The sequence below is a fragment of the Streptomyces sp. M92 genome (genome assembly GCF_028473745.1).
Classification (GTDB): Bacteria; Actinomycetota; Actinomycetes; order Streptomycetales; family Streptomycetaceae; genus Streptomyces.
The window spans coordinates 7,471,850-7,496,410 of sequence record NZ_CP101137.1; the positions used below are offsets into that span (position 1 = coordinate 7,471,850).

Annotated in this window: 20 protein-coding genes, 1 tRNA gene and 3 pseudogenes; 13 read left to right on the forward strand and 11 right to left on the reverse strand. The window is 72.7% G+C overall.

The features are described from left to right. The first annotated feature begins 55 nt into the window (after positions 1-55). Positions 56-569, forward strand: a pseudogene (locus M6G08_RS34440) (hypothetical protein). A gap of 111 nt (positions 570-680) precedes the next feature. Next, positions 681-1,151: a large conductance mechanosensitive channel protein MscL gene (mscL, locus tag M6G08_RS34445; RefSeq protein ID WP_272591045.1), complete on the forward strand. Its 471-nt coding sequence runs from the start codon at positions 681-683 to the stop codon at positions 1,149-1,151. Between the two features lie 19 nt (positions 1,152-1,170). Here mscL and M6G08_RS34450 read toward each other — a convergent pair whose 3' ends face one another. Next, positions 1,171-1,356, reverse strand: coding sequence for a hypothetical protein (locus M6G08_RS34450; RefSeq protein ID WP_272591046.1), 186 nt, complete (start codon positions 1,354-1,356; stop codon positions 1,171-1,173). A gap of 171 nt (positions 1,357-1,527) precedes the next feature. Between M6G08_RS34450 and M6G08_RS34455 the strand changes: the two are divergent. Then, positions 1,528-1,677 (forward strand): annotated as a pseudogene (locus M6G08_RS34455) (low temperature requirement protein A); the annotation flags it as partial. A gap of 8 nt (positions 1,678-1,685) precedes the next feature. On the opposite strand, the gene M6G08_RS34460 reads toward M6G08_RS34455, so the two are convergent. Continuing rightward, positions 1,686-3,005 carry an RNA-guided endonuclease InsQ/TnpB family protein gene (locus M6G08_RS34460; RefSeq protein WP_272591047.1) on the reverse strand — a complete coding sequence of 440 codons (1,320 nt, stop codon included), beginning with the start codon at positions 3,003-3,005 and terminating at the stop codon, positions 1,686-1,688. Positions 3,006-3,268: 263 nt separating this feature from the next. On the opposite strand from M6G08_RS34460, the pseudogene M6G08_RS34465 reads away from it, so the two are divergent. The 4 genes and pseudogenes from M6G08_RS34465 to M6G08_RS34480 all read left to right on the forward strand — a co-directional run. Beyond that, positions 3,269-3,613, forward strand: a pseudogene (locus tag M6G08_RS34465) (low temperature requirement protein A); the annotation flags it as partial. 73 nt (positions 3,614-3,686) lie between these two features. Next, positions 3,687-4,730, forward strand: coding sequence for a P1 family peptidase (locus tag M6G08_RS34470; protein WP_272591048.1), 1,044 nt, complete (start codon positions 3,687-3,689; stop codon positions 4,728-4,730). A 183-nt stretch (positions 4,731-4,913) separates the two neighbouring features. Beyond that, positions 4,914-6,134 (forward strand): L,D-transpeptidase, encoded by a 1,221-nt coding sequence (locus M6G08_RS34475; protein WP_272591049.1) that lies wholly within the window; start codon positions 4,914-4,916, stop codon positions 6,132-6,134. 177 nt (positions 6,135-6,311) lie between these two features. Further along, a complete protein-coding gene (locus M6G08_RS34480) occupies positions 6,312-7,058 on the forward strand; it encodes a DUF6227 family protein (protein WP_272591050.1) in 747 nt (248 codons plus the stop codon). A 91-nt stretch (positions 7,059-7,149) separates the two neighbouring features. On the opposite strand, the gene M6G08_RS34485 is transcribed toward M6G08_RS34480, so the two are convergent. The 4 genes from M6G08_RS34485 to M6G08_RS34500 all read right to left on the reverse strand — a co-directional run bounded on the left by M6G08_RS34485 (position 7,150) and on the right by M6G08_RS34500 (position 13,040). Then, a complete protein-coding gene (locus tag M6G08_RS34485; RefSeq protein WP_272591051.1) occupies positions 7,150-9,219 on the reverse strand; it encodes a PTS fructose transporter subunit IIABC in 2,070 nt (689 codons plus the stop codon). Positions 9,220-9,577: 358 nt separating this feature from the next. Continuing rightward, positions 9,578-10,525, reverse strand: a complete 948-nt coding sequence (gene pfkB, locus M6G08_RS34490) for a 1-phosphofructokinase (protein WP_272591052.1) — start codon at positions 10,523-10,525, stop codon at positions 9,578-9,580. Next, positions 10,522-11,283, reverse strand: a complete 762-nt coding sequence (locus tag M6G08_RS34495) for a DeoR/GlpR family DNA-binding transcription regulator (protein ID WP_272591053.1) — start codon at positions 11,281-11,283, stop codon at positions 10,522-10,524. The genes pfkB and M6G08_RS34495 overlap by 4 nt, the downstream gene beginning before the upstream one ends. Positions 11,284-11,513: 230 nt before the next feature. Next, positions 11,514-13,040: an MFS transporter gene (locus tag M6G08_RS34500; protein WP_272591054.1), complete on the reverse strand. Its 1,527-nt coding sequence runs from the start codon at positions 13,038-13,040 to the stop codon at positions 11,514-11,516. A 62-nt stretch (positions 13,041-13,102) separates the two neighbouring features. On the opposite strand from M6G08_RS34500, the gene M6G08_RS34505 reads away from it, so the two are divergent. Beyond that, positions 13,103-14,071 (forward strand): helix-turn-helix transcriptional regulator, encoded by a 969-nt coding sequence (locus M6G08_RS34505; RefSeq protein WP_272591055.1) that lies wholly within the window; start codon positions 13,103-13,105, stop codon positions 14,069-14,071. 262 nt (positions 14,072-14,333) lie between these two features. On the opposite strand, the gene M6G08_RS34510 is transcribed toward M6G08_RS34505, so the two are convergent. Then, entirely contained in the window at positions 14,334-15,146 is an 813-nt protein-coding gene (locus M6G08_RS34510) for a TetR/AcrR family transcriptional regulator (protein WP_443048997.1), read from the reverse strand. 412 nt (positions 15,147-15,558) lie between these two features. Further along, complete coding sequence (locus M6G08_RS34515; RefSeq protein ID WP_272591056.1) at positions 15,559-16,557, reverse strand: sigma-70 family RNA polymerase sigma factor; 999 nt, start codon at positions 16,555-16,557, stop codon at positions 15,559-15,561. A 222-nt stretch (positions 16,558-16,779) separates the two neighbouring features. On the opposite strand from M6G08_RS34515, the gene M6G08_RS34520 reads away from it, so the two are divergent. Then, positions 16,780-17,298: a GNAT family N-acetyltransferase gene (locus M6G08_RS34520; protein ID WP_272591057.1), complete on the forward strand. Its 519-nt coding sequence runs from the start codon at positions 16,780-16,782 to the stop codon at positions 17,296-17,298. 18 nt (positions 17,299-17,316) lie between these two features. Here M6G08_RS34520 and M6G08_RS34525 read toward each other — a convergent pair whose 3' ends face one another. Then, entirely contained in the window at positions 17,317-18,078 is a 762-nt protein-coding gene (locus M6G08_RS34525; protein ID WP_272591515.1) for a dioxygenase family protein, read from the reverse strand. Between the two features lie 144 nt (positions 18,079-18,222). Between M6G08_RS34525 and M6G08_RS34530 the strand changes: the two genes are divergently transcribed. Continuing rightward, positions 18,223-18,738, forward strand: a complete 516-nt coding sequence (locus M6G08_RS34530) for a MarR family winged helix-turn-helix transcriptional regulator (protein ID WP_272591058.1) — start codon at positions 18,223-18,225, stop codon at positions 18,736-18,738. A 105-nt stretch (positions 18,739-18,843) separates the two neighbouring features. Here the strand turns inward: M6G08_RS34530 and M6G08_RS34535 are convergent, their stop codons facing one another. Together M6G08_RS34535 and M6G08_RS34540 are read right to left on the reverse strand one after the other, a co-directional pair. Then, positions 18,844-20,388 (reverse strand): MFS transporter, encoded by a 1,545-nt coding sequence (locus M6G08_RS34535; RefSeq protein ID WP_272591059.1) that lies wholly within the window; start codon positions 20,386-20,388, stop codon positions 18,844-18,846. Between the two features lie 124 nt (positions 20,389-20,512). Continuing rightward, positions 20,513-21,157, reverse strand: coding sequence for a TetR/AcrR family transcriptional regulator (locus tag M6G08_RS34540; RefSeq protein ID WP_272591060.1), 645 nt, complete (start codon positions 21,155-21,157; stop codon positions 20,513-20,515). 301 nt (positions 21,158-21,458) lie between these two features. Between M6G08_RS34540 and M6G08_RS34545 the strand changes: the two genes are divergently transcribed. From M6G08_RS34545 to M6G08_RS34555, 3 genes are all read left to right on the forward strand, one after another. Beyond that, positions 21,459-22,745: a M6 family metalloprotease domain-containing protein gene (locus tag M6G08_RS34545; RefSeq protein ID WP_272591061.1), complete on the forward strand. Its 1,287-nt coding sequence runs from the start codon at positions 21,459-21,461 to the stop codon at positions 22,743-22,745. A gap of 67 nt (positions 22,746-22,812) precedes the next feature. After that, positions 22,813-24,438: an IclR family transcriptional regulator domain-containing protein gene (locus M6G08_RS34550; protein WP_272591062.1), complete on the forward strand. Its 1,626-nt coding sequence runs from the start codon at positions 22,813-22,815 to the stop codon at positions 24,436-24,438. 44 nt (positions 24,439-24,482) lie between these two features. After that, positions 24,483-24,555 (forward strand) — tRNA-Arg (locus tag M6G08_RS34555). Positions 24,556-24,561: the final 6 nt, after the last annotated feature.

Genomic DNA, 24,561 nt, shown 5'->3' on the forward strand with positions numbered 1-24,561 from the left:
TTCCGTCCTGGCCTCCCCGCTGCCGCTCGGCACCGAGGCCCCGCCCACGTGCGAGGTGCCGCACTTCGCCCCGGTGCGGGTCGGCGGCGGTCGCCACCGGCTGCACCGGCTCCTGCGCCGCCGGCGCCGCGCCGTCGCCGCCCGCCGGGCTCGCGGTCACCGCCGCGGCGCTGGTGGCGGCGGGCCCGCATCCGGGAGCCGGCGCCCAGGACGCCCAGCGGGCCCGCGGGCACCCGGTGACCGAGCCGGTGCGTGAGCGGCGCGGCGCGCAGCAGGTGTCGGCGCCGGTGCGGATCGCCGACGCGGCCACGGTGCGCCTGCTCAGGCCCGGCGACCGGGTCGACGTCGTCGCGGCCGGGGACGGCGGCGCGGGCGACGCGACCGTGCTCGCGCGCGGGGCGCGGGTGACGAAGGTGCCGGAACCCTTGGACGGAACAGCCGGGGACGGGACCGCTGTGGCCGGAACAGCCGCGGGCGGGGCGCTGGTCGTGGTGTCGGTGCCACGCGCGACGGCCCACCGGCTGGCTGGCGCGGCGGCCACGGCACGGCTGGCGGTGACGCTGTGCTGAGCCCGTCAAGTCCCTCGTTCGAGGGACCGGATTGGACAGGATGGCCCAACGCTGCCGTAGGTTGCGGAGCGTTTTGTTCCACCCCCGGTTCAGTCAAGGAGTTCACCCGAGGTGAGCGAGAAGAACAGCCCGAGCGTCTGGGAGGGCTTCAAGGCCTTCCTGATGCGCGGAAACGTCATCGACCTGGCGGTGGCGGTCGTCATCGGCGCCGCCTTCACCAACATCGTCAACTCGGTGGTGAAGGGGGTCATCAACCCTCTGGTCGGCGCGTTCGGCACCAAGAGCCTGGACAGCTACAGCTCCTGCCTCAAGGGTCCGTGCACCGGTACCGGCGACAGTGCGACGGGCGTGCGCATCCTCTGGGGCTCCGTGCTGGGCGCCACGCTCACGTTCCTGATCACCGCGGCCGTCGTCTACTTCCTGATGGTCCTGCCCATGGCGAAGTACCTGGCCCGGCAGGAGGCCCGCCGCAAGGCGAAGGAAGGCGCGGAGGAGGTCATCGAGGTCTCCGAGCTGGAGGTGCTCAAGGAGATCCGCGACGCGCTGGTCGCCCAGCGCGGTTCGGGGCACGACCGCCCGTAGGGGCGCCGCGCCCCGCGACTCACAGGTGGTGGGGCGGCTTCTCGTCGAGGAAGCGCTTCAGGTCGGCCGCGCTGTCGCCCTCGGGCCGCCCGCCCCAGCCGCGGTCGGTGTCGTCCGAGCTCTGCTGGTCCAGCGGGTCGTCGAAGTCCAGCGCGGGCCTGGGCGCGCGGGGGTCGGGGGCGGGGGGTTCGGGGGCGCTGCTCATGCCTCCAGGGTACGGCCCGCCCGGCGGGCGGTACTCCGTCCGACCGGCCCGGGGGGCGCCACTCCGTCCGGCCGGCCCGGTCCGGGGGGCGCCACTCGGTCCGACCGGCCCGGTCCGGCGGGCGGGGTCGTCCGCAGGCGGTCCCGCGCCGCCTCTGCTGTGCTGGGAGCCATGACGTCCAGCCCGACGCCCGCAGCAGCGTCCTCCAGTCCGCCCGGCGTCCAGCCGCCACTGCGCAGGCTGACGGCCCGCGGCCGGCACGAGTCGCATCGTGCGGCCACTCCGCTGGAGCTCTTCTTCGACCTGTGCTTCTTGACATCCTCTCCCTCTTAGAAGAGGGAGATTCCAACCCAGGCGGGTTGAGGTTCACGGGCGCTCGAACGGCTGGTGGCCGTTGTCGCCCCTCCGGCACCGGCTGCGCGCCGGGGGCGGGGGATCCCGCCCTGTCCTGCCGCGACGTTGATACTCGCGTTGGTGTCCGCGTTGCAGATGAAGCCGCAGGAGGAGCAGACGAACTCGGCTTGGCTCTTGCGCGAGTTCTTGTCGATCCATCCGCAGGCACTGCACCGCAGGCTGGTGTACGGGGCCGGCACGTCCTCCACCCGGCCGGGGGCCTTGTCCTCGGTGCGCTGCCGCAGCAGACCCCACCCCTGCGCAAGGACGCTCCGGTTCAGCCCGGCCTTCGCGGCCCGGCCGTTCCTGAGGTACTGACCGGGCTGGTCGGGGTCGGGCTTCGCCCTGGCCCTGGCGGTCATCGTCTTGATGTTCAGCTTCTCGAACCGCATCAGGTCGTACGAGCGGGCGAGCATCGTTGAGGTCTTCTCACACCAGTCCTTGCGCCGGTCGGCTTCGCGGGCCTTGATGCGCGCCACCTTGGCGTACTCGGCCGCCTTCCGGTCGCTGCCCTTGGGGGCCCTCGCCGCCCGACGCTGGTGCTTGCGGATCTGCGCCCGTTCCCTGACCGTGAGTTGCGGGCAGTTGAAGGTGCGGCCGTCCGACAGGGCCGCCGTGATCTTCACGCCTCGGTCGATGCCGATGACCTCGCCCGTGCCTGGGGCGTCGACGGGGTCGGGGATGACGGCGAACGCCGCATGCCACCGGCCGTTCTTGAGGGTGACACGGAATGTCTTCGCAGAAGGCAGGTGAGCGCCTTTTCCCTTGACGCTGAGGCGGAAGCGGACCCAGCCGCAGCCGGGCACCTTCACCCGCGCCCACCGGCGGTTGAGTTTGTGCACCACGACCGAGCGGCCAAAAACCTGCTTGCCGGTTCTCGGGTTCAGCTTCGGCGAACCGTCGGCCTCGCACTCGGGTACCCGGTCGGTGCCGATGACGCGGAAACCCTCGTGGCGGTACTTCTTCCGCCAGGTCGGCTCACCGAACCCGGAGGCGAACTTCGCGTTCTTGGCCTTGGCGAAGTCCTTCAGGGCCTGCTGCTGCACGTCCGCGTTCCCGGCGCCGAGCCAATCGTTGTCCCGGCGGGCCTCGGTGAGTTGACGGCACTGCTCCGCGAGACCGGGGGCGGACTTCCGGCCGGGCTTCCAGTGCGAGTGCTGCTCCACGGCGAGGTTCCAGACGTACCGGGCGTGCGCACAGTGCAGCAGCATCCGCTGCTCCTGCTCACGCGTCGGGTACAGCCGGAACCTGGTCATGCCGCCATACTAGGCACTTAACTGACGTATCGTCAGCTGAATCCTCGAATACCGGATGCCCTGTACGACACCGCCATGGCACTCGCCGCCGCCGAGAACCACTCGCTGACCACGTGGCCGGTCGCCGTAGTGCGACGTACCGCCATGGCGACCGGGACGCCGGATCGCCCTGGCGGCGATCCGGCTACTCCTGCCCCGCTACGCAGGAGCGGGCATTCACCCCGGCCCTGAAGGACCGGGCACCCTGCCCGAAACAAGGGTGGGTGTTCGCGTCGGCGGCGGCGATCGGGGCGGGCCTGGAGGTGGCCGTGGAGCAGACGGTGGGCGAGGCGCACATCTCGACGCTCGCGGCGTCCGCAGCGGTGACCCTGCCGACGGCGCTGTTCCTGCTCACGGTGTGGGCGCTGCATGCACGGCACTTCAAGGTGGGCGTCGCCGAGCAGTCGGTGCTGCCGACGGCCGCGCTGCTGGTCCTGTGCTGCACCTTCGCCGGCGGCCTGGCGGTGCTCGCTGCGGGGCTCGTCCTCGCGGCGGCCGTGGCGTCCGGGGTGCTCCTGACCGCGCGGCGGAGCGTGCCGGAACGCGGCCCGGCGGCGTCCACCGGCTGACAGCCCGGTCCCGCACTCCCCCAAGGGCACCGCCCTCCTCCGTCGGGGCCCGTGCCTGGACCAGACTGACGGCATGACAGTTGACGCATTGACCGATGTCCCCGGCCTGCTGGTGGGGCACGCGACCCGCCGGGGCGACGGGTGGCTCACCGGCACGACGGTGGTCCTCGCGCCGGAGGACGGGGCGGTCGCCGCCGTGGACGTGCGGGGCGGCGGGCCCGGCACCAAGGAGACCGACGCGCTCGATCCGCGCAACCTGGTGCAGCGGGTCCAGGCGCTGGTACTGACCGGCGGCAGCGCGTACGGGCTCGACGCGGCCTCGGGGGTGATGGCCTGGCTGGAGGAGCGGGGCCGTGGGGTGCGCGTCGGCCCGGACCCCGCTCATGTGGTGCCGGTGGTGCCCGCCGCCTGCGTCTTCGACCTGGGGCGCGGCGGCGACTTCCGGGCCAGGCCGGACGCGGCCACCGGCCGGGCGGCGGTGGAGGCGGCGCATGCGAGCACGCCGGGTGGTGAGGTGGCCGAAGGGTGTGTCGGGGCGGGCACCGGAGCGGTGGTCGGCACGCTGAAGGGCGGGGTGGGCACCGCGAGCACCGTGCTGGACTCGGGGATCACGGTGGCGGCGCTGGTGGTGGCGAACGCGGCGGGGTCGGTGACCGACCCGGAGACGGGGGTGCTGTTCGGGGAGCTGTTCCGGGGCGGACGGGTGCGGTACCCGGAGCCGGAGGTGCACGAGGCCGCCGGGCGCCGGCTCGCCGCGGTCGCGGCGAGGAACGCGCCGCCCCCGCTGAACACCACCCTCGCCGTGGTCGCCACCGACGCGGACCTGACCAAGGCCCAGGCGCAGAAGCTGGCCGGCACGGCGCACGACGGCATCGCGCGTGCCGTACGGCCGGTGCATCTGCTGAGCGACGGGGACACGGTGTTCGCCCTGGCGACCGGGGCGCGTCCGCTCGACGCGGGGCAGCCGCTCGCGCTGAACGAGGTGCTGGCGGCGGGCGCGGACGTGGTGACGCGGGCGATCGTGCGGGCCGTACGGGCCGCCGGGCCGGTGGACGGGCCGGGCGGGGCGTGGCCGTCGTACACGGAGTTGTACGGGCGTGAGCCGAGGGTCAGTTGAGACGGGGGGCGGTTGAGACGGAGGCCGGTTGAGCCGCAGGCCGGTTGAGCCGCAGGCGGGGGCGATTGTCCCGGTTCTGTCACGCGTGGGCGTCGCGGGCGGCCGACGGGAACCCGGACGGCCCCGCCCGCCTCTACGGGATTGAAGGCAACACCGCACAACACCTCATTCCTGGAGCAGCCCGTGACAAGGCCGGTCATAGCATCGCGGCGCGTACTGGGGGCCTGTGCCGCCCTGGTGGTCGGCGCCCTCACCCTCACCGCCTGCGGTGGCAGCGCCAGCGCCGACGACAAGAAGGACGGCAAGGGCGGTGGCGCGGACTCCGCGAAGACCTCCGCCGCGAAGGTCGTGATCTCGGCCGAGGACGGTTCGACCGGTGCCTCGATCAACACGACCGGTGTGAAGGTCACCGACGGGCGGCTGACCGAGGTGCGGATGACCGTCGCGGAGACGGGGGCGGCCGTGCCGGGCGCGCTCTCCGCCGACGGCGGCAGCTGGAAGCCGAAGGAGCAGCTGGAGCGGGGGACCGAGTACCGGATCCACGCGACCGCGAAGGACGCCGACGGCCGTACGTCCGCCGCCGACTCGGTCTTCACCACGGTCTCCGCGGCCAACAGCTTCATCGGCACCTACACCCCGGACGGCGGAACCACGGTGGGCGTGGGGATGCCGGTGTCGTTCAAGTTCGACAAGGCGATCAGCGACAAGAAGAACGTGCAGTCGCACATCTCGGTCACCTCCAGCAGCGGTCAGGAGGTGGTCGGGCACTGGTTCGGCGACCAGCGGCTCGACTTCCGGCCCGAGGAGTACTGGAAGGCCGGCTCGAAGGTCACGATGAAGATCGACCTGGACGGAGTGGAGGGCGCGAACGGCGTCCACGGCGTGCAGAAGAAGACCGTCACCTTCACGGTGGGCCGCGCCCAGGTCTCCACGGTCGACGCGAACACCCAGACCATGACCGTCGTACGGGACGGCGAGACGCTCAGGTCGGTCCCCGTCTCGGCGGGCAGCGCCGAGACCCCGACGTACAACGGGCAGATGGTGATCTCGTCGAAGTCGAAGGAGATGCGCATGGACGGCTCCACGGTCGGGTTCACGTACGACATCCCGGACGTGCCGCACGCGATGCGGCTGAGCCGTTCCGGCACCTTCCTCCACGGCAACTACTGGTACGACAAGGGCAATCCGCCCTTCGGCGTGCAGGGCACCAGCCACGGCTGTGTCGGGCTGCGGGACGTGCAGGGCGGGCAGGGCGCCACGGACGGCAAGTGGTTCTTCGACAACTCGCTCGTCGGGGACGTGGTGGTCGTCAAGAACTCCCCGGACGGCACGATCGCGCCGGACAACGGCCTCAACGGCTGGAACATGGCGTGGAGCGAGTGGGTCGCCGGGAGCGCCGTCTGACCGGACGTCCGGCCTTTTGACCAGCATATTTTGACGGTTCGTCGGGTCGCGCGGGAACTCCTCGCGCGGCCCGCGCGTTTTTCGTGCGGACGTTTTCTCGGTTCCCGGACATGATGTCCGACCGAGGGGCTACGGTATGCACCCACAAGGTGACATGCAGCAACGCCGGGAGAAACCTTGAGCGTTCCGTACGAGACGGCAGCGTACGAACCACCCGAGTCGCCCGAGTCTCCGGAGGAGCACCTCATGCGACTGCTCGGTCGGGCACTGAACTCGTTCGAGCTGCCCGACGAGACGATACGGCAGCTGGACTGCGCGCTGGCGCACGACGGTTCGCTGCACTCCGCGCACCACAGCGCGGGGCTGCACCGCGAGACGTACCGGCACACCTGGCTGCTCGCCGACGGCGCGGCCGTCACGCTGTGGGAGCTCGTCCACAACACGACCCCGGGCGGCGAACCGCAGCACGAGGTGTACGTCGACGAGGAGGAGCTGCGCGCCGCCACCGCCCGGCTGGCCCTGCCGCCGGACACCCCCGACTTCGAACTGCCGGTGCAGGTGCAGTTGTCGCCGGTCGCCACCCCCCGGCACAGCTACGCCCCCGACGCCTCGGCGGACCACGCCCGCCGGCTGCTGCGCCGCGCGGAGAACCCTGACCGGCCCGGCGCCGAGCTGGCCGCCCGGCTGGCGACGGCGTCCGCGCACCAGATCACGCAGGCCTTCGGCGGTCCCGGCCGCGCGCGCCGCGCCCGGGTCGGCTTCTCGCTCTACGAGCACGCGTTCCTGCTGCGCGACGGCTCGGAGGTCTCCCTCTGGGAGGTCGAGCACACGGCCACGCCCGACGGGCGGCACATGTGCGAGGTGTACGCCGGCGAGGACACCGCCCGCCGGGCGATGGAGCGCAGGGCGGCACAGGTCTCCTGAGAGCGGCGCCGGTTCCTGAGCATGCGGGCGTAGCGCGCGGGCCGGGCCCCGTACGGACCCGGGCCCGGACATCACCGGCGTGTGCCGTCCCTCACGCGGCCACCGGCTGCTTCGCCCCCGACGACGGGGCCGCCGGACCCGCGCCGCCCGGCCCCTGCGCCACCGCCCCCGGCGCCGGCTTGCGCAGGCCCTTGAGGACGATCACCAGGGCCGTGGTGACGCAGACGCCCGCCGCGATGGCGACCAGGTAGAGCAGCGGGTTGCCGATCAGCGGCACCACGAAGATGCCCCCGTGCGGGGCGCGCAGCGTGGCGCCGAAGGCCATCGACAGGGCGCCGGTGACCGCGCCGCCCGCCATCGACGCCGGGATGACCCGCAGCGGGTCGGCCGCGGCGAACGGGATCGCGCCCTCGGAGATGAAGGAGGCGCCCAGCACCCAGGCGGCCTTGCCGTTCTCGCGTTCGGCCGCGTTGAAGAGCTTGCTCCGCACGGTCGTGGCCAGGGCCATGGCCAGCGGCGGGACCATACCGGCCGCCATGACCGCCGCCATGATCTTCATCGCCGAGTCGCTGGGGTCGGTGACGGCGATGCCGGCTGTGGCGAAGGCGTACGCGACCTTGTTGACCGGGCCGCCCAGGTCGAAGCACATCATCAGGCCCAGCAGGGCGCCGAGCAGGACCGCGTTGGCGCCGGACAGGCCGCTCAGCCAGTCGGTCATCGCCTGCTGCGCGGACGCGATGGGCTTGCCGATCACCACGAACATCAGGAACCCGACGACCGCCGAGGAGACCAGCGGGATCACCACCACCGGCATGATCCCGCGCAGCGCCGACGGGATGCGTATCCGCTGGATCGCCATCACCACGGCACCGGAGATCAGACCCGCCACCAGGCCGCCGAGGAAACCGGCGTTGATGGTCAGCGCGATCGAGCCGCCGACGAAGCCGGGGACGAGACCCGGGCGGTCGGCCATGCCGTAGGCGATGTATCCGGCCAGCACCGGGACGAGGAAGGCGAAGGCCACGCCGCCGATCTGGAACAGCAGCGCCGCCCAGCTGTCCGCCTGCGACCACACGAAGTGGTCCGTCACCGACGGCGCCTCGTTGATCTCGTAGCCGCCGATCGCGAAGCCCAGGGCGATGAGCAGACCGCCCGCGGCGACGAACGGCACCATGTAACTGACGCCGGACATCAGCCAGACGCGCAGCTTCGTCCCGTACCCGTCACCGGAGCTCCCGCCGCGCTCGACGGGCGTCGCACCGGAGGAACCGGCCCCACCGGCCCCACTGACCCCACCGGCCGCCGTGACCTCTCCGCGCGCCGCCTTGCCGCGGACCTCGCCGATCAGCTCGCCGGGCCGGTTGATGGCCGCCTTGACGCCGGTGTCCACGGTGGGCTTGCCGACGAAGCGCTCCTTGTCGCGTACGGGCACGTCGTGGGCGAAGATCACGCCGTCCGCCGCCTCGATCACCGCCGGGTCGAGCCGGGTGAACCCGGCCGAGCCCTGCGTCTCGACGGAGACCTCGACGCCCGCCTCGCGGCCGGCGTTCTCCAGCGACTCGGCCGCCATGTAGGTGTGTGCGATGCCGGTGGGGCAGGAGGTGACGGCGACCACGCGGAAGGGGCGTGCGGGTTCGCCGGGGGCTTCGTCGGCGCTGCCCGTGGCGGTCCCGGCGGAGGCCGCCGCCGGGACCGCCACGGAGTCCTCGGTGCCGTCCGGCTCCTCCCCGCGGATCAGCGCCGCCGCGGCCGTCGCGTCTCCCGCCGACCGCAGCGCGTCGGTGAACTCGGCGTTCATCAGCTGCCGGGCCAGGGAGGACAGGATCGTCAGGTGGGCGTCGTCGGCGCCCGCCGGAGCGGCGATGAGGAAGATCAGGTCGGCCGGTCCGTCCGCCGCCCCGAAGTCGATGCCGGCCGCGCTGCGCCCGAAGGCGAGCGTCGGCTCGGTGACGTGCGCGCTGCGGCAGTGCGGGATGCCGATGCCGCCGTCGAGGCCGGTCGGCATCTGCGCCTCGCGGGCGGCCACGTCGGCGAGGAAGGCGTCCAGGTCGGTCACCCGGCCCAGGGCCACCATCCGCTCGGCGAGGGCGCGCGCCGCCGCTTCCTTGGTGTCGGCGGACAGGTCGAGGTCGACCAGGTCCGCGGTGATCATCTCGCTCATCGCGGGCTCCTTAGCTCGCGTATCGCCCGGAACGTGGGGTGGTGGGCGGAAACGGGGAGGGGGACGGGGGCACTGCGGTGGGGGTCGGGGACGGCCCCGGCGAGCGGGCCGGGGACGTCCCGTCGGGGATCGGCACCACGGAGGGGGACGGGGACATCGCGGTCGGGGTCGGCGACGGCGGCCGGAGAGCCACCGGAATCGGCAACGACGGCCGGAAAGCCACAGGAATCAGCAACGACGGCCGGAGAGCCGCCGGAGTCTCCGCGGCCGAGACCGGGCACGGCCGCCGGGAACCGCCCGGGGACGCCTCGGCCGCAACCGCCCCTGGCAAGCGGGCCGGCGGCCCGGTCGGTGGCGGTCATGACGCCGGCTCCTTCAGCGCGCGGTCCACCGGCACCCGGGCCGTGACCGTCACCGCACCCGGGTCCAGGTCGGCCGGCGTCGGCATCACACTGCCGGGCAGCCGGACGGCCGCGGCACCGTGCGCCACCGCCGACGCCAGGGCGCCGGGCCCCGCGCCCCCGGCCACGAGGAACCCGGCGAGGGATGCGTCACCGGCGCCGACGTTGCTGCGTACGGCGTCCACGCGGGCGCTGCCGAACCAGATGCCCGCGTCGTCCACGAGGAGCTGTCCGTCGGCGCCGAGGCTGGCGAGCACGGATCGGGCGCCCAGCTCCCGCAGTTCCTCGGCGGCCTTCACCGCGTCGCCGACCGTGAGCAGGGGACGCCCCACGGTCTCGGCCAGTTCCTCGGCGTTCGGCTTGACCACGTCGGGCCGCTCGCGCAGGGCCTGGGCCAGGGCGGGGCCGGAGGTGTCGAGGGCGATGCGGACACCGGCGGCGTGCGCGCGGGCCACCAGGTCGGCGTACCAGGAGGGGGCGAGTCCGCGCGGCAGGCTGCCGCAGCAGGCGATCCAGTCGGCGCCGGGCGACTGGCGCCTCACGGTCTCCAGCAGCAGTTCCCGTTCGGCCGCCGTCAGTTCGGGGCCGGGCGCGTTGATCTTCGTCAGGACGCCGTCGGCCTCGGCGAGCGCGATGTTGGCGCGGGTGACCCCGGCGACCGGCACGGGCGCGACCTCGATGCCCTGAGCGTCGAGCAGTTCGGAGACGAGAGCGCCGGAGGGGCCGCCGAGCGGCAGTACCGCCACGGTGCGCCGGCCGGCCGCCGTCACCGCGCGGGAGACGTTCACACCCTTGCCGCCCGGGTCCACGCGCTCGCCCGTGGCGCGGACGACCTCGCCGCGGTCGAGGGAGGGCACCTCGTAGGTGCGGTCCAGGGACGGGTTGGGGGTGACGGTGAGGATCATGCGCGTACTACTTCCGTGCCGTCGCGCTCGACGGCGGTGGCGTCTTCGGGGCTCAGCCCGCTGTCGGTGATCAGCAGGTCCACGTCGCTCAGGGAGCCGAAGCGGGCGAAGTGCTCCTGTCCGTACTTGGAGGAGTCGGCGAGCAGCACCACGCGGCGGGCGGCGGCGACGGCGGCCCGTTTGACCGCGGCCTCCGCGAGATCGGGGGTGGTCAGCCCGTGCTCGGCGGAGAAGCCGTTGGCGGCGACCAGCACCACGTCGGCGCGGATCTCGCCGTACGCGCGCAGCGCCCAGGCGTCGACGGCGGCGCGCGTACGGTGCCGCACGCGCCCGCCGACCAGGTGGAGCTGGATGCCGGGGTGGTCGGCGAGGCGGGCGGCGATGGGCAGGCTGTGGGTGACGACGGTGAGCGAGGACTCACGCGGGATCGCGGCGGCCAGCAGGGCCACCGTGGAACCGGCGTCGAGGATCAGCGTGCCGTCGGCGGGCAGTTCCGCCAGGGCCGCCTTGGCGATCCGGTCCTTCTCGTCGGCCGCCGTGGACTCGCGCTCGGCGAGGTCCGGCTCGAAGTCGAGCCGTCCGACGGGGATGGCGCCGCCGTGCACGCGACGCAGCAGACCGGCCCGGTCCAGTGCCTTGAGGTCGCGGCGGATGGTCTCCGCCGTCACCTGGAACTCCTCGGCCAGCGACACCACGTCCACCCGGCCGCCGTCCCGCGCGAGCCGGAGGATCTCCTGCTGCCGCTCCGGTGCGTACATGACCGTTCGCCTCCGACCTGTGCCCAAGCCTGTGCCCGAGCCGTGCCCGAACCTGTGGTTTCTCTCGGAGGCTACGCCCGGTTGTCTGGAATGTAAACAACCAACCGGACCCATTCAAATACAACCGGGCACAGGTGGGCATGGCCGGGCATCCGCGCATCCGTGCATCCACACATCCGGGCACCCGGACATCCGGACATCCGGGCATCCGGGCATCCGTGCCGACGGCCTCAGACCAGCGCGTCCTGCTTCTCCTCCACAGCGGCCTCCGAAGCGTCCCCCGTAGCCCCCTCCACGTGCTGCGCCGGCCGCTTCGGCAGCGCGAACATCAGCAGGAAGATGACGCCGAGCACGGCCGCCACCCAGCCCAGCGCGTTCTGGAAGGCGTCCGCGTAGGCGGGACCGATCCGGGACGGGGCCACGTGGTCGCTCATCGTGCCGAAGAAGACGACGGAGACCAGCCCGAGCCCGAGCGCGTTGCCCATCTGCTGCACGGTGTTGATGAGCCCGGACGCCGACCCGGCGTGCTCACGCGGCACCTGGGACAGCACCGCGTCCGTCAGCGGCGCGACGATCAGCCCCATCCCGACGCCCATCACGACGAGCGGCAGCGCCATCTGCCAGGAGGTGATGCCGAGTCCGTAGTGCCCGGCCTCCCAGAGGTAGAGCAGTACGCCCGCCGCCATCACCAGCGCGCCCGCCTGCAGCACCTTGCGCCCGAAGCGCGGCACCAGCTTCTGCACCGACACTCCCGCCGCCACGGAGACGGCGACCGAGAACGGCACGCCGGTCAGCCCCGCCCGCAGCGGCGTCCAGCCGAGCCCCACCTGCATGTACAGCGTCCACACCAGGAAGAAGATGCCGAGCGCGAGCCCGAAGACGGTCTGCACGGCGATACCGGCGGCGAAGCTCTTCACCCGGAACAGCGACAGCTCGACCAGCGGCGAACCGTCCCGCGCGCTCTTGCGCCTCTCGTACGCCACCAGCAGCGCGAGCACGACGAACGCGCCGGCCATCGACAGGTGCCCCCACAGCGGCCAGCCCAGCTCGCGCCCCCGGGTGAGCGGGTAGACCAGCATCAGCAGACCGAGGGTGACCAGGGCGACCCCGACCAGGTCCAGCCGCAGGGCGCGCGGCGCCTTGGACTCGGTGATGAAGCGGCCGCCGAGGACGAGGGCGGCGACGCCGACCGGCAGGTTGATGAGGAAGATGGGCCGCCACTGGAGCCCGAAGAGGTTCCACTCGGTGAGCAGGGCGCCCAGCAGCGGCCCGGAGACCGCGCCCAGACCGACGATCGCGCCGAACAGGCCGAACACCTTGCCGCGTTCGTGCGCCGGGAAGGTGGCGTGCACGATCGACAGCACCTGGGGCACCATCAGCGCCGCCATCGCACCCTGGAGGATGCGCGAGGCGACCAGCATCTCGGGGTTCACGGCGAGCCCGCACAGCGCGGACGCCACGGTGAAGCCGGCGACGCCGACGAGGAAGACCCGCTTGCGGCCGTGGATGTCGCCGAGCCGCCCGCCGGTGATCAGGCCGGCCGCGAAGGCGAGGGCGTAACCGGCGGTGATCCACTGGATCTGGCTGAAAGATGCGCCCTCGTCCTGACGGATCGACGGGATGGCGATGTTGACGATGGTGACGTCGACCAGGTCCATGAACGCCGCGGTCATCACGATCGCGAGGGCGTACCAGCGACGGCGGTCGCCCGCGGGGGGCGTGCCCGGCACGGGGCTCGGGGTGTGCGTTGAGGTCATGACCATGAAGCTATGACCCCAGTAGGACAGTTCACGTCCTACTCGTGCGCCATCCTCGAACCATGACGACGGACACTCCGGCCCGGCTCCTGACGCTCCTCTCCCTCCTCCAGACACCCCGCGAGTGGCCCGGCGGCGAGCTCGCCGGGCGGCTCGGCGTCTCCCGCCGCACGGTCCGGCGGGACATCGACCGGCTGCGTGAGCTGGGCTATCCCGTACAGGCGACCATGGGCGCCGACGGCGGTTACCGCCTGGTGGCGGGCAAGGCCATGCCGCCGCTGGTGCTCGACGACGAGGAGGCGGTGGCCATCGCGGTCGGCCTGCGCGCCGGCGCCGGGCACGCGGTCGAGGGCGTGGACGAGGCGTCGGTGCGGGCGCTGGCCAAGCTGGAACAGGTGCTGCCCTCGCGGCTGCGGCACCGGGTGGCCACACTCCAGGCCGCGACGACCCCGCTGACCAGTGGGGACGGGCCGAGCATCGCGACTGAGACGCTGACCGTGATGGCCTCCACGGTGGCGGGGCAGGAGCGACTGCGGTTCGCCTACCGTGCGGCGGACGGCACCGAGTCGCGGCGCGTGACGGAGCCGTACCGGCTGGTCTCGACGGGACGCCGCTGGTATCTGGTCGCCTACGACCTCGACCGGGAGGACTGGCGGACCTTCCGGGTCGACCGGGTGAGCGAGCCGTTCGCGACCGGGGCGCGGTTCGCTCCCCGCGAGCTGCCGACCGGCAGCGCGGCGGAGTACCTGCGGCGCTCGATGCAACGGCACAGCGACTCGTACGACATCGAGGTCTCCTTCGCCGCGCCGCCCGAGGCGGTCACCGCACGGTTGCCTCAGTGGCTCGGACCGCCGGAGCCGGCGGACGACGGCACGTCGTGCGTACTGCGGGCGACCGTCTCCGACCCGGTGGACTGGATGGCGGTACGGCTCGCGATGGTGGGCCTGGAGTTCAGGGTCCGAGAGCCGGCGGAACTGGTCGAGTGCGTACGGGAACTGGGGGCACGGCTGCTCGGCGCGGCAGGCGGGTGACCGCCCTTCCCGCACCGGCGCGGGCGTCCGGGCCGTGACCGCCCCCGAGGCACCCGGGCCCGGCTCGGCCGACCGCGGAGCCACACCCTGCCGGTCCGCTCCGGCCTGGTCGGTCCGGTCCCACCCGGTCCGCAACTCCTTGCCCGCCGCACCGCCGTACCTCGCACCGCCGTACCTCGCACCGCCGCACCTCGCACCGCCGCACCCCGTATTGCCGCACCCCGTATTGCCACACCACCGCCCCGCCACCCCACCCCGCCCGTCATCCGGCAGCCGTAGCCGCAGCCGTAGCCGTAGCCGTAGCCGTAGCCGCAGCCGTAGCCCCGCATCCCTCCCAGGCGAACGTCCGCAGCCCCTCCAGGTTCCGCAGCGCCGACTCGACGGGGCTCTCCGCCCCCTCCGCGCCGTCCCCACCGTCCGCCCAGTGCTCCACCGCCACCCGCACCGCCGCGCCCGCCACCGCGGCGGCGAAGCGCAGCTGGGGGGAGCACGCCAGCCGCTCGGCAACGTTGTCGTCGCCGTCGGACAGCCGCGCCGCCAGCACCTCCACCAGCCCGCGTTCGGCGATCACGCACACCTCCGCCCACACCTTCCGCAGCGCCGGGCTCGTCTCAGCCAGGCGGATCAGCGTGCGGGCCCACTCCCAGGACGGCGCCGACACCCCGGCGCCGGGCGTCAGGGTGTGCCGTACGGCGTGTTCCAGGGCGTCGGGCACGGACAGCTCCGGCGAGGCGGCGCGCACCGCGGCCGCCCAGCGCTCGGCGCCCAGGGCGTAGAGCGGGGCGACGGCCTCCTCCTTGGTCGCGAAGTAGCGGTAGAAGGTGCGCGGGGCGACTCCCGCGGCCCGGGCGATGTCCTCCGCCCGGGTCGCCCGCAGACCCTGTCGCACGAAGAGGCCGGCCGCCGCGCGGGCGATCTCCATCCGGGTCGCGGCCTTGCGCCGCTCGGTCAGGGAAAGGGGCCCGGGAGCCCCGTGACCGAAACCGGAACCGGGGCCGGAACCGGGACCGGAACCGGGACCGGGGCTGGAACCGGACGGTTCGGATGCGGAAGAGGCCGGCATGGTGCTGCTCACTTCGGCAGGCTATGCCGCTGTGACAGAATCTGCCATTCGGCGGGACACCCCGGGGTTCAGGTCCGGGGTGCCCCGCTGCGGAACGGTCCGGAAACGTCCGGGAACGGAGGGAGCCGGGCTGCGGCGCCCCGGGGGGAGAGGCGCCGAGCCCGGCTCGGGAAAGTCCCGGCGCCGGGGGGAGTGCGTCGGGACGTGGTCCTGAAGGGGCACGAGGCCCGGTCCGGAGCGGCTGCCCCGGCGCCGGACCAGTGGGCCCGGTGTTCTTGTTCCCGGCTCCCGCCGATTGAAGCAGCGTTGTACAGCCATGTTTGCGCGGGGTTCGGCCACCGGCGTACGCCCCACGCGTCGCGTCACGCCCCCCGCATCACGGCGGGCGGTTCACCGGCCCGCCACGCCGCGCTCGGGGCGCGTGCTACGCCGCGGCCTCGAAGCCGGTGTCGCGGGCCAGCTTCTTCAGCTCCAGCAGCGCGTGCTTCTCGATCTGCCGGATGCGCTCACGGGTGAGACCGTGCTCCTTGCCGACCTCGGTCAGCGTACGCTCCCGGCCGTCGTCGATGCCGTACCGCATCTTGATGATGGAGGCCGTGCGCGGGTCGAGGCGGCCGATGAGGTCGTCCAGCTCCTCGCTGCGCAGCAGCGTCAGCACCGACTGCTCGGGAGAGACGGCGGAGGTGTCCTCCAGCAGGTCGCCGAACTGGGTCTCGCCCTCGTCGTCCACCGACATGTTCAGCGAGACGGGGTCGCGGGCCCAGTCGAGGACGTCGGTGACGCGCTCCGGCGTCGAGCCGAGCTCGGCGGCGATCTCCGCGGGCTCCGGCTCGCGGCCGTGCTCCCGGTTGAACTCCCGCTGCACGCGCCGGATGCGGCCCAGCTCCTCCACCAGGTGGACGGGGAGCCGGATGGTGCGCGACTGGTCCGCGATGGAGCGGGTGATGGCCTGACGGATCCACCAGGTGGCGTACGTCGAGAACTTGAAGCCCTTGCGGTAGTCGAACTTCTCGACCGCGCGGACCAGGCCCGCGTTGCCCTCCTGGATCAGGTCGAGGAGCGGCAGGCCGCTGCGCGGGTAACGCCGGGCGACCGCCACGACCAGCCGGAGGTTGGAGCGGATGAAGACGTCCTTCGCGCGCTCACCCTCGTCGATCAGGGCCTGCAGCTCGTCCCGGGTGGCGTCCGCCCCGGTCTCCTCGTAGCCTTCGAGGACCTGCCGCGCGAACACACCCGCCTCGATGGTCTGGGACAGCTCGACCTCCTTGGCGGCGTCGAGCAGCGGTGTCCGTGCGATCTCGTCGAGGTACATGCCGACCAGATCGCGGTCGGCGAGCTCGCCGCTGCCTGCGCGGACGCTGGTTGCCGCGTCGGCCGTCTCGCCGGTGGCGGACTTACGACGGGCGACGGCACGGGTTGCCATGCGTGCTCCCTTGCGATGGTGGTTCAGCGGGTGGTCCTGTGGACGTTCGGCACCGTCTGGGGTTGTCTCCGGTCCCGGAACTGCTCTCCGGCCTCTCCCGGGACTCTCCTCGGGTGCCCTGCATCCGATGGAAACAACGACTGGAATCCGGACAGAATTCCCAACCCGCCCCCCGATTTTTCTGATCATGCAGTACCCTGTGCCGCCACACGAGGAGGCGCGATGCCGACGGGACGTACGGAGGTCCAGGTCAGGGCGGGGATCGAGGGCGACCTCAAGGCCCTCACCGACCTCTACAACCACTACGTACGTGAGACGCCCGTCACGTTCGACACCGAGCCGTTCACCCCGGAAGAGCGCCGCTCTTGGCTGCTCTCCCACCCTGAAGACGGCCCGTACCGGCTCAGGGTTGCCACGGACGCCGAGTCACGGGAAATCCTGGGGTACGCCACATCGAGCCCTTATCGCGCCAAGCCCGCCTACGGCACCTCGGTGGAGACCACGGTCTACGTCGCCCCCGGCGCCGGCGGCCGGGGCATCGGCACCCTGCTCTACACGTCCCTCTTCGCGGCCCTGGCCGGCGAGGACCTGCACCGCGCCTACGCGGGCATCGCCCAGCCCAACGAGGCCTCCGCCCGGCTGCACGGGCACTTCGGCTTCCGGCACGTCGGCACGTACCACGAGGTGGGCCGCAAGTTCGGCCGCTACTGGGACGTGGCCTGGTACGAGAAACCGCTGTAGCCCCTCGGGGCGCGCGGCTCAGCCGAACTGCACCGACCGCTTGGCCAGCCCCATCCAGAACCCGTCGATCACCGAGCGCCGCAGGTCCAGCTCACCGGCCGCGTCCGCAGCGCCCATGGTCACGAACAGCGGGGCGAAGTGCTCGGTGCGCGGATGGGCGAGCGTGCCCGCCGGGGACTTGCGGGTGAAGTCGAGCAGCGCGTCCACGTCACCGGCGTCCAGCGCGCGCCGGCCCCAGTCGTCGAACTCGGCCGACCAGGAAGGGACGCCGGCCTGGCGCAGCGCGGCCAGGTTGTGGGTGAAGAAACCGGAACCGATGATCAGCACGCCCTCGTCGCGCAGCGGCGCGAGCCTGCGGCCCGTCTCCATCAGCCGCTCCGGGTCGAGGGTCGGCATGGAGACCTGGAGGACGGGGACGTCGGCGCCGGGGTACATCTCGACCAGCGGCACGTACGCGCCGTGGTCGAGCCCTCGGTCGGGCACGTCCTGCACCGGCGCGCCGGGGGCGCGCAGCAGCTTGCGTACGGATTCGGCGAGCGCGGGGGCGCCGGGAGCCTCGTAACGGACCCGGTAGTAGCGCTCGGGGAAGCCCCAGAAGTCGTAGACCAGGGGGACGGTCCGGGCGGCGCCGAGGGCGAGCGGGGCCTCCTCCCAGTGGGCGGAGACGATGAGGATCGCCTTGGGGCGGGGCAGTGCGGCGGACCAGGCGGCCAGCTCGCCGGGCCAGACCGGGTCGTCGGCGAGGGGCGGCGCGCCGTGGCTCAGGTAGAGGGCGGGCATGCGCTCCTGGGCGGTGGCGGACACGGGGCGGCTCCAGTTGCTCAGGTCACTCGGTTCACTCAGTTACTTGAACTCTCAAGCTGTTCCTCGCAGTCAAATCTAAGGGTTTCTTGTTTAAAATTCAAGGACTCGTACCATGGATACATGAACACGGCACCCATCCCGCCCTCCGCCGACGAGCCCCGCTGGCTCACCGCCGAGGAGCAGCGCGTCTGGCGTTCCTACATCGAGGCGGCCACCCTCCTGGAGGACCACCTCGACCGCCAGCTCCAGCGCGACGCGGGGATGCCGCACGTCTACTACGGACTGCTGGTCAAGCTCGCCGAGTCACCGCGGCGGCGGCTGCGGATGACGGAGCTGGCGCGATACGCCAAGATCACCCGCTCCCGCCTCTCGCACGCGATCGCCCGCCTGGAGAAGAGCGGCTGGGTGCGCCGCGAGGACTGCCCCTCCGACAAGCGGGGCCAGTTCGCCGTGCTCACGGAGGAGGGGTACGCGGTACTGGGGCAGACCGCGCCCGGCCACGTGGAGGCCGTCCGCCAGGCCGTGTTCGACCGTCTCACGCCCGAACAGCAGAAGTCCCTCGGCGAGATCATGCGGATCGTCGCCGAGGGACTCCAGCCCCGTGAAGCGGGTGCGGACCTGCCCTGGCTGCGCTGAGCGCGCCGCCGGGGCAGGTCCTGGGAACCGTGCGCGGAGGGCGTCCCCTCCCCCCGCGCACGGATGGAACAGGGGGCCCGAGGGGGTGTACCGCGTCCGGCGTCGTCAGTGGGCGACGACCGGCACCGGCAGCTCCTCCCCGGCCGCGTCACCCGCACCGGACCCGGTGACGGCGGTGCCGCCCGGACGGCCGGCGTTGATGAGGGTCAGGGCGATCACGGCCGCCACCACCAGGATGCCGACGGCGAACCAGATCGCGCTGGTGTAGCCCTGCACCTGCCCCTCCAGCTGGACCAGCTGCTGCTGGGACCGGGTGGCCGCGCCGCCGATGTGGTCGGCGACGTAGGACGTGGTGGCCGAGGCGGCGATGGTGTTCAGCAGCGCCGTACCGATCGCGCCGCCCACCTGCTGCGAGGTGTTGACCATGGCGGAGGCGACACCGGCGTCCCGCGGCTCGACCCCCTGGGTGGCCATGGACATGGCCGGCATGAACGCCGTACCCATGCCGAGACCGAGCAGCAGCATGCCGGGCAGCAGCACCGCGGCGTACGAGGTGTCGAGCTCCAGCTGGGTCAGCAGCAGCATGCCGACGGCGGCGACCAGGAAGCCGGGGCCCATCAGCAGCCGGGGGGCGACCCGGGTCATCAGGCGGGTGCCGATCTGGGTGGAGCCCGTGATCATGCCCGCGATCATCGGCAGGAAGGCGAAACCGGTCTTGACCGGCGTGTAGCCCTTCACGATCTGCAGGTAGTAGGTCAGGAAGAGGAACAGGCCGAACATCGCGATGATCGCCAGGCCCAGCGAGAGGTAGACCCCGCCCCGGTTGCGCTCGGTGATCACGCGCAGCGGCAGCAGCGGGGCCTTGACCCGGGACTCGACGGTCACGAAGGCCAGCAGCAGCACCGCCGAGGCGACGAACATGCCGACCGTCACCGCGTCGCTCCAGCCGTCGGACTCGGCGCGGGTGAAGCCGTAGACGAGCGCGACCAGCCCCAGGGTGGACAGGATCACGCCGGGAACGTCGAGCGGCGAGCGGTTGCGGCCGCCCTTCGGCTCACGGATGACCAGGTACGCACCGGCCGCGGCGACCACGGCGAACGGGATGTTGACGAAGAACGTCCAGCGCCAGTTCAGGTACTCGGTGAGGAAACCGCCGAGGATCAGACCCACGGCACCGCCGCCACCGGCGATCGCACCGTAGATGCCGAACGCCTTGGCGCGCTCCTTGGCGTCCGTGAACATCACGGCGAGCAGGGAGAGCGCGGCGGGCGCGAGCAGGGCGCCGAAGACGCCCTGGAGGGCGCGGGAGCCGAACATCATGGCCTCGTTGGTGGCCGCACCACCGAGCGCCGAGGCGACGGCGAAGCCGGCCAGCCCCACGACGAAGGTGCGCTTGCGGCCCCACAGGTCGGCTATCCGGCCGCCGAACAGCAGCAGACCGCCGAAGGCGAGGGCGTAGGCCGTGACGACCCACTGCCGGTTGCCGTCGGAGATGCCGAGGTCCTGCTGCGCGGAGGGCAGGGCGATGTTCACGATGGTGGCGTCGAGGACCACCATCAGCTGGGCGAGCGCGATGAAGACGAGCGCTTTCCAGCGTCCGGCGTCCGGGGCGTCGGTGACGCCGGAGGCCTTGACGGCTGTTTGAGACATGGGGGTACCCACTTCGGGACTTCGTGACGGAAAAAGGTGAGTAAAGGGACGACTGGACCCGGGCGACGGCCGCGGGAGCCGCCGCCCACCGGTCAGACGGTGAAGTTTCGCGTGACTGCTGGTCTCAGGGCCGGCGCAGGTCCTCCATGGTCACGACCGCGCCCGGCAGGGCGGAGCGGGCCGGGGCCCGCAGCCCGTCCAGGAACAGCTGCAGATGACGGTGGACGAACCGGTCGGCGCTCAGGCACCCCGTACCGGCCGGGGGCCGGCTGAGCTGGGCCGCGGCGATCATCAGGTCCCCCACGCCCACGTCGGCACGGAGCTGACCGGCCGCCTTGGCCCGGTCCATGACCTCGGCGACGAGCCGCTCGACCCGTTCACGCGCCGCTTCCAGGTCGGGGTGGTGCTGGTCGAACGTGCTGGACACCATGGGGCACAGGGCGCTGATCCGCTCGTCGGCGGCGACGTGCACGAAGCGCTCCAGCGCCTCGAACGCGTCCCCGGTCTCCGCGAGCGCGAGCTCCGCCGCCCGCGCCGTACGGTCCATGACCGAGCAGACGACCTCGCGGACGAGGGCGTCGCGGTCGGGGAAGTTGCGGTACACCGTGGCGTTGCCGACGCCGGCGCGGCGGGCGACGTCGTCGAGCGGCACGTCGGGCCCGTGCTCCACGAACATCTCCCGGGCGGCGGTGACGATCCGCTCCCGGTTGCGCAGGGCGTCGGCGCGAGGCCGGGTCACCTTCTGGCGCTCGGGGGCTGCGGTCTGCACGGCGTACTCCTCGGACATCGGGTGGGCGATCCGGGGAAGGAGTCCCCGTTTCGCTCGGACACCTGACTAAACGGGGAAACGATCCCCGGTTATTTCCCGTCCCCGAAGAAACTTTCCGTGACCTGAGTCACACACCGGAGCGGGTCGCCGCCCCGCCCCTCTCCCCCCCCCCCCCGGTCGGCGGCTACCGGCGAGAAACCCACGATCGGCTCCTCCAGCGCGCGCCCGCCCACCCCTCGGCACAGGGTGAGCGCAAGGGTGCAGCCGGAGTCGGGCGGCTGCCGTGGTCCGGGAGGTCCGCATGCAGCCGCAGCCGCCGAGCCGCCGGATACGCCCGCGCAGGCTCGCCGCGATCGCGACCGTCACCGCCGTGACCTTCGCGGTCAGCACCTCGGCCGGCACCGGCCGGCTCGCTCCGGGCACCACGGCGGCGGGCCCCGGCCCGGCAGCCCTCTCCCGCTCCTCCGCGCACGGCCCCTGCATGATCAGCGGCGGCCCTGAGATCCAGATGTCCGAGGGCGTCCCCACCTCCGCCGGCTACGCCCGCTCCACCGGCACCGTCCGCGCCCTCAACCTGATGATCGACTTCTCCGACGCCCCCGGTGAGGGCAAGGCCCTCGACCGGTACGCGGAGTTCTTCCCGCAGACCGAGGAATGGTTCCGCACCAGCTCCTACGGCCGCCTCGACTACCACCCCGAGACGCCGATCAAGGACTGGCTGCGCATGCCGAAGTCGTTCGCCGAGTACGGCATAGAGCGCGGCGCCCCCTTCGAGCCCGGCTACCGCGAACTGGTCGAGGACCTGGTCGCGGAGGCCGACGCGAAGGTCGACTTCCGCGCGTACGACCTCGTCAACGTCCTGGTCACCCCGAACGCGGGCCCCTCCGCCCTGGACACGGTCCTGTCCGTCACCTTCGCCGGCAACGCGGAGGCACCGGTCGCCGACGGCGTCCCCGTCGCCAACGCCTCCTTCGTCTACTCCCGCCAGGACGACGGCTCCGGCTCCTACGACGAGACCGGCTACCGCGTACTGCCCCACGAGAACGGCCACGTCTTCGGCCTCCCCGACCTCTACACCCAGGAGGGCGGCGGAGCCGTCGGCCACTGGGACATCATGAGCGAGGACTGGGGCGCCAACAACGACCTCCTCGGCTGGCACAAGTGGAAGCTGGGCTGGCTCGACCGCACCCAGGTGCACTGCGCGTCGGCACCGGGGACGACGGAGTACACACTGACCCCGCTGGCCCGCAAGGGCGGCGACAAACTGGTGGTCGTGCCGCTGGACGCGGAGTCCGGGTACGCGGTCGAACTGCGCACCCGCGAAGGCAACGACGAAGTGGTCTGCCGGCCCGGCGTCCTGATCTACAAGGTCGACGCGGACGTGGACACGGGCATGGGCCCGGTGACCGTCTACGACTCCCGGCAGGACAGCGGCGGCTGCACCCGCGCCCCGAACGTCCACGCCGAACTCTCGGACGCCGCCTTCACTCCCGGCGAGACCTTCAAGGACCCGCGCCACGGCATCACCATCGCGGTCTCGGGAGCGGACGCGAAGGGCGACCACCAGGTGCGCGTCACCCGGCGCTGACGACCGGCGCCGCCCCGCGGCGGCATACGGTGGGCGGGCCCGCCGCGACCGCCGTACCGGAGACCCGATGCCCGCCGACCTCACGAACCACACCCCGCCGGACGGTTCCGGCTCCGGCACCGCACCGGCCGCGGCCGCGGCCGCCGACCCGCCCGCCGAGGCGGTGACCCCCCTCCTGCGCGGCATCGCCGTACTCCACCACCTCACCGAGGCCCGCGACGGCACCCTCAGCCTCAGCGGCCTGGAGAAGGCCACCGGCCTGGCCCGCTCCACGGTCGACCGCGTCACGGCCACCCTCGCCCGCATGGGTTACGTCCGCCTCGACGGCCGCGACGTGACCCTCGCCCCCCGCCTGACGGAACTGGGCAACGCCTACCTGGCCGCCCTCCGCCTCCCCGCCCTGCTCTCCGCCCGCGCCGACGCGCTGGCCGACGAACTGGACGAGTCGGTCTCGCTGGCGGTCGCCGACGGGGACGGCATCCGCTTCATCCACCAGGCCACCCGCCGCCGCGCGATGTCCCTCAGCTTCCGCATCGGCGACCTCCTGCCCGCCGAACGCACCGCCCCCGGCCCCCTGTTCGCCGCGGAGTGGACGGACACCGACTGGCACCACTGGCGCACCCGCCGAGCAGCGGACCCCCACCACCACACCTTCCCGGCCGTCCCTCCGGCCGAACACCCCGCCCCCGACTCGGACTTCACACACCGTACGGCCGTGGCGGCAACCGCCGGCTGGTCCCTGGACGACCAGCTGATCGAACCGGGCCTGGTCGCGGTCTCCGTCCCCGTACGCGACCCCCGCACCGGCACCCCGGCCTGCGTGGCGAGCGTCGTCAGCCACACCAGCCGCCACACCGCCGACGACCTGCGCGCAACCCTCCTCCCCCGCCTCCGCGAGGCGGTCCGCTCGATGGAGCACACCCTGCGCACCGCTCCGCCTCCGCGACCGACCCCTCCCCCGGCCGGCCTCGCCACCTGGACCGGCGCGTCGAAGCAGGAACTCGGCCGTGACTTCGTCGAATCCCTGGCCCGCGGCCTCACCGTCCTCACGGCCTTCGACGAGAACCGCCCGTCCCTCACCCTCACCGAGGTCGCGAAGGCGACGGGCCTGACCCGCGCCACCGCCCGCCGGGCCCTGATCACCCACGAACACGCGGGCCTGGTACGACGACGAACCGCCGACCACACCTTCACCCTCACTCCCCGCGTCCTCTCGCTCGGCTTCCCGCCCCTCTCCCGCACCTCCCTCCCCCAGATCGCCCAGCCCCACCTGACCGCCCTCGCCGACCGCGTCCACGAGTCGACCGCGCTGGCCGTCCTGTCCGACTCGGGCGAGGAGATCCAGTACACGGCCCGGGCGTCCACCGGCCGCGTCCTGAGCGCCCGCATCGCCGTCGGCACCCGCCTCCCGGCCCACGCGACCGCCCTGGGCCGCGTCCTCCTCCCCGAGCCCCCGGCCGCCGGCTACGCCCTGGTCGACGAGGAACTGGAGGCCGGCCTGCGCTCCCTCGCCGTCCCGGTCCACGACCGCGAGGGCCGCGTCGTCGCCGCGCTCAACGTCGCGATGCACGCCGCCCGCCGCACGCCGGAGGCCTGCGTCACGGACATCCTCCCGCCCCTTAGCCAAACCGCCGCCCGCATCGAGGCCGACCTGAGCGCGGCGGGCCGCTTCCGCCCGGTCCCCCTCACCTGACCACCCGCTACACTGTCGGCGGCGGCACTGCACCTTGCCGCCTTGCCTTCGTAGCTCAGGGGATAGAGCACCGCTCTCCTAAAGCGGGTGTCGCAGGTTCGAATCCTGCCGGGGGCACAAGGG

Excerpts from the sequence above, each read along its gene's own strand:
- M6G08_RS34505 (WP_272591055.1), top strand. The coding sequence starts at position 13,103 with ATGACGACGGACACTCCGGCCCGGCTCCTGACGCTCCTCTCCCTCCTC.
- M6G08_RS34460 (WP_272591047.1), bottom strand. The coding sequence starts at position 3,005 with ATGACCAGGTTCCGGCTGTACCCGACGCGTGAGCAGGAGCAGCGGATG.
- M6G08_RS34500 (WP_272591054.1), bottom strand. The coding sequence starts at position 13,040 with ATGACCTCAACGCACACCCCGAGCCCCGTGCCGGGCACGCCCCCCGCG.
- pfkB (WP_272591052.1), bottom strand. The coding sequence starts at position 10,525 with ATGATCCTCACCGTCACCCCCAACCCGTCCCTGGACCGCACCTACGAG.
- M6G08_RS34495 (WP_272591053.1), bottom strand. The coding sequence starts at position 11,283 with ATGTACGCACCGGAGCGGCAGCAGGAGATCCTCCGGCTCGCGCGGGAC.
- M6G08_RS34450 (WP_272591046.1), bottom strand. The coding sequence starts at position 1,356 with ATGAGCAGCGCCCCCGAACCCCCCGCCCCCGACCCCCGCGCGCCCAGG.
- M6G08_RS34550 (WP_272591062.1), top strand. The coding sequence starts at position 22,813 with ATGCCCGCCGACCTCACGAACCACACCCCGCCGGACGGTTCCGGCTCC.
- M6G08_RS34530 (WP_272591058.1), top strand. The coding sequence starts at position 18,223 with ATGAACACGGCACCCATCCCGCCCTCCGCCGACGAGCCCCGCTGGCTC.
- M6G08_RS34545 (WP_272591061.1), top strand. The coding sequence starts at position 21,459 with ATGCAGCCGCAGCCGCCGAGCCGCCGGATACGCCCGCGCAGGCTCGCC.
- M6G08_RS34470 (WP_272591048.1), top strand. The coding sequence starts at position 3,687 with ATGACAGTTGACGCATTGACCGATGTCCCCGGCCTGCTGGTGGGGCAC.
- M6G08_RS34520 (WP_272591057.1), top strand. The coding sequence starts at position 16,780 with ATGCCGACGGGACGTACGGAGGTCCAGGTCAGGGCGGGGATCGAGGGC.
- M6G08_RS34525 (WP_272591515.1), bottom strand. The coding sequence starts at position 18,078 with ATGCCCGCCCTCTACCTGAGCCACGGCGCGCCGCCCCTCGCCGACGAC.
- M6G08_RS34485 (WP_272591051.1), bottom strand. The coding sequence starts at position 9,219 with ATGAGCGAGATGATCACCGCGGACCTGGTCGACCTCGACCTGTCCGCC.
- M6G08_RS34535 (WP_272591059.1), bottom strand. The coding sequence starts at position 20,388 with ATGTCTCAAACAGCCGTCAAGGCCTCCGGCGTCACCGACGCCCCGGAC.
- M6G08_RS34515 (WP_272591056.1), bottom strand. The coding sequence starts at position 16,557 with ATGGCAACCCGTGCCGTCGCCCGTCGTAAGTCCGCCACCGGCGAGACG.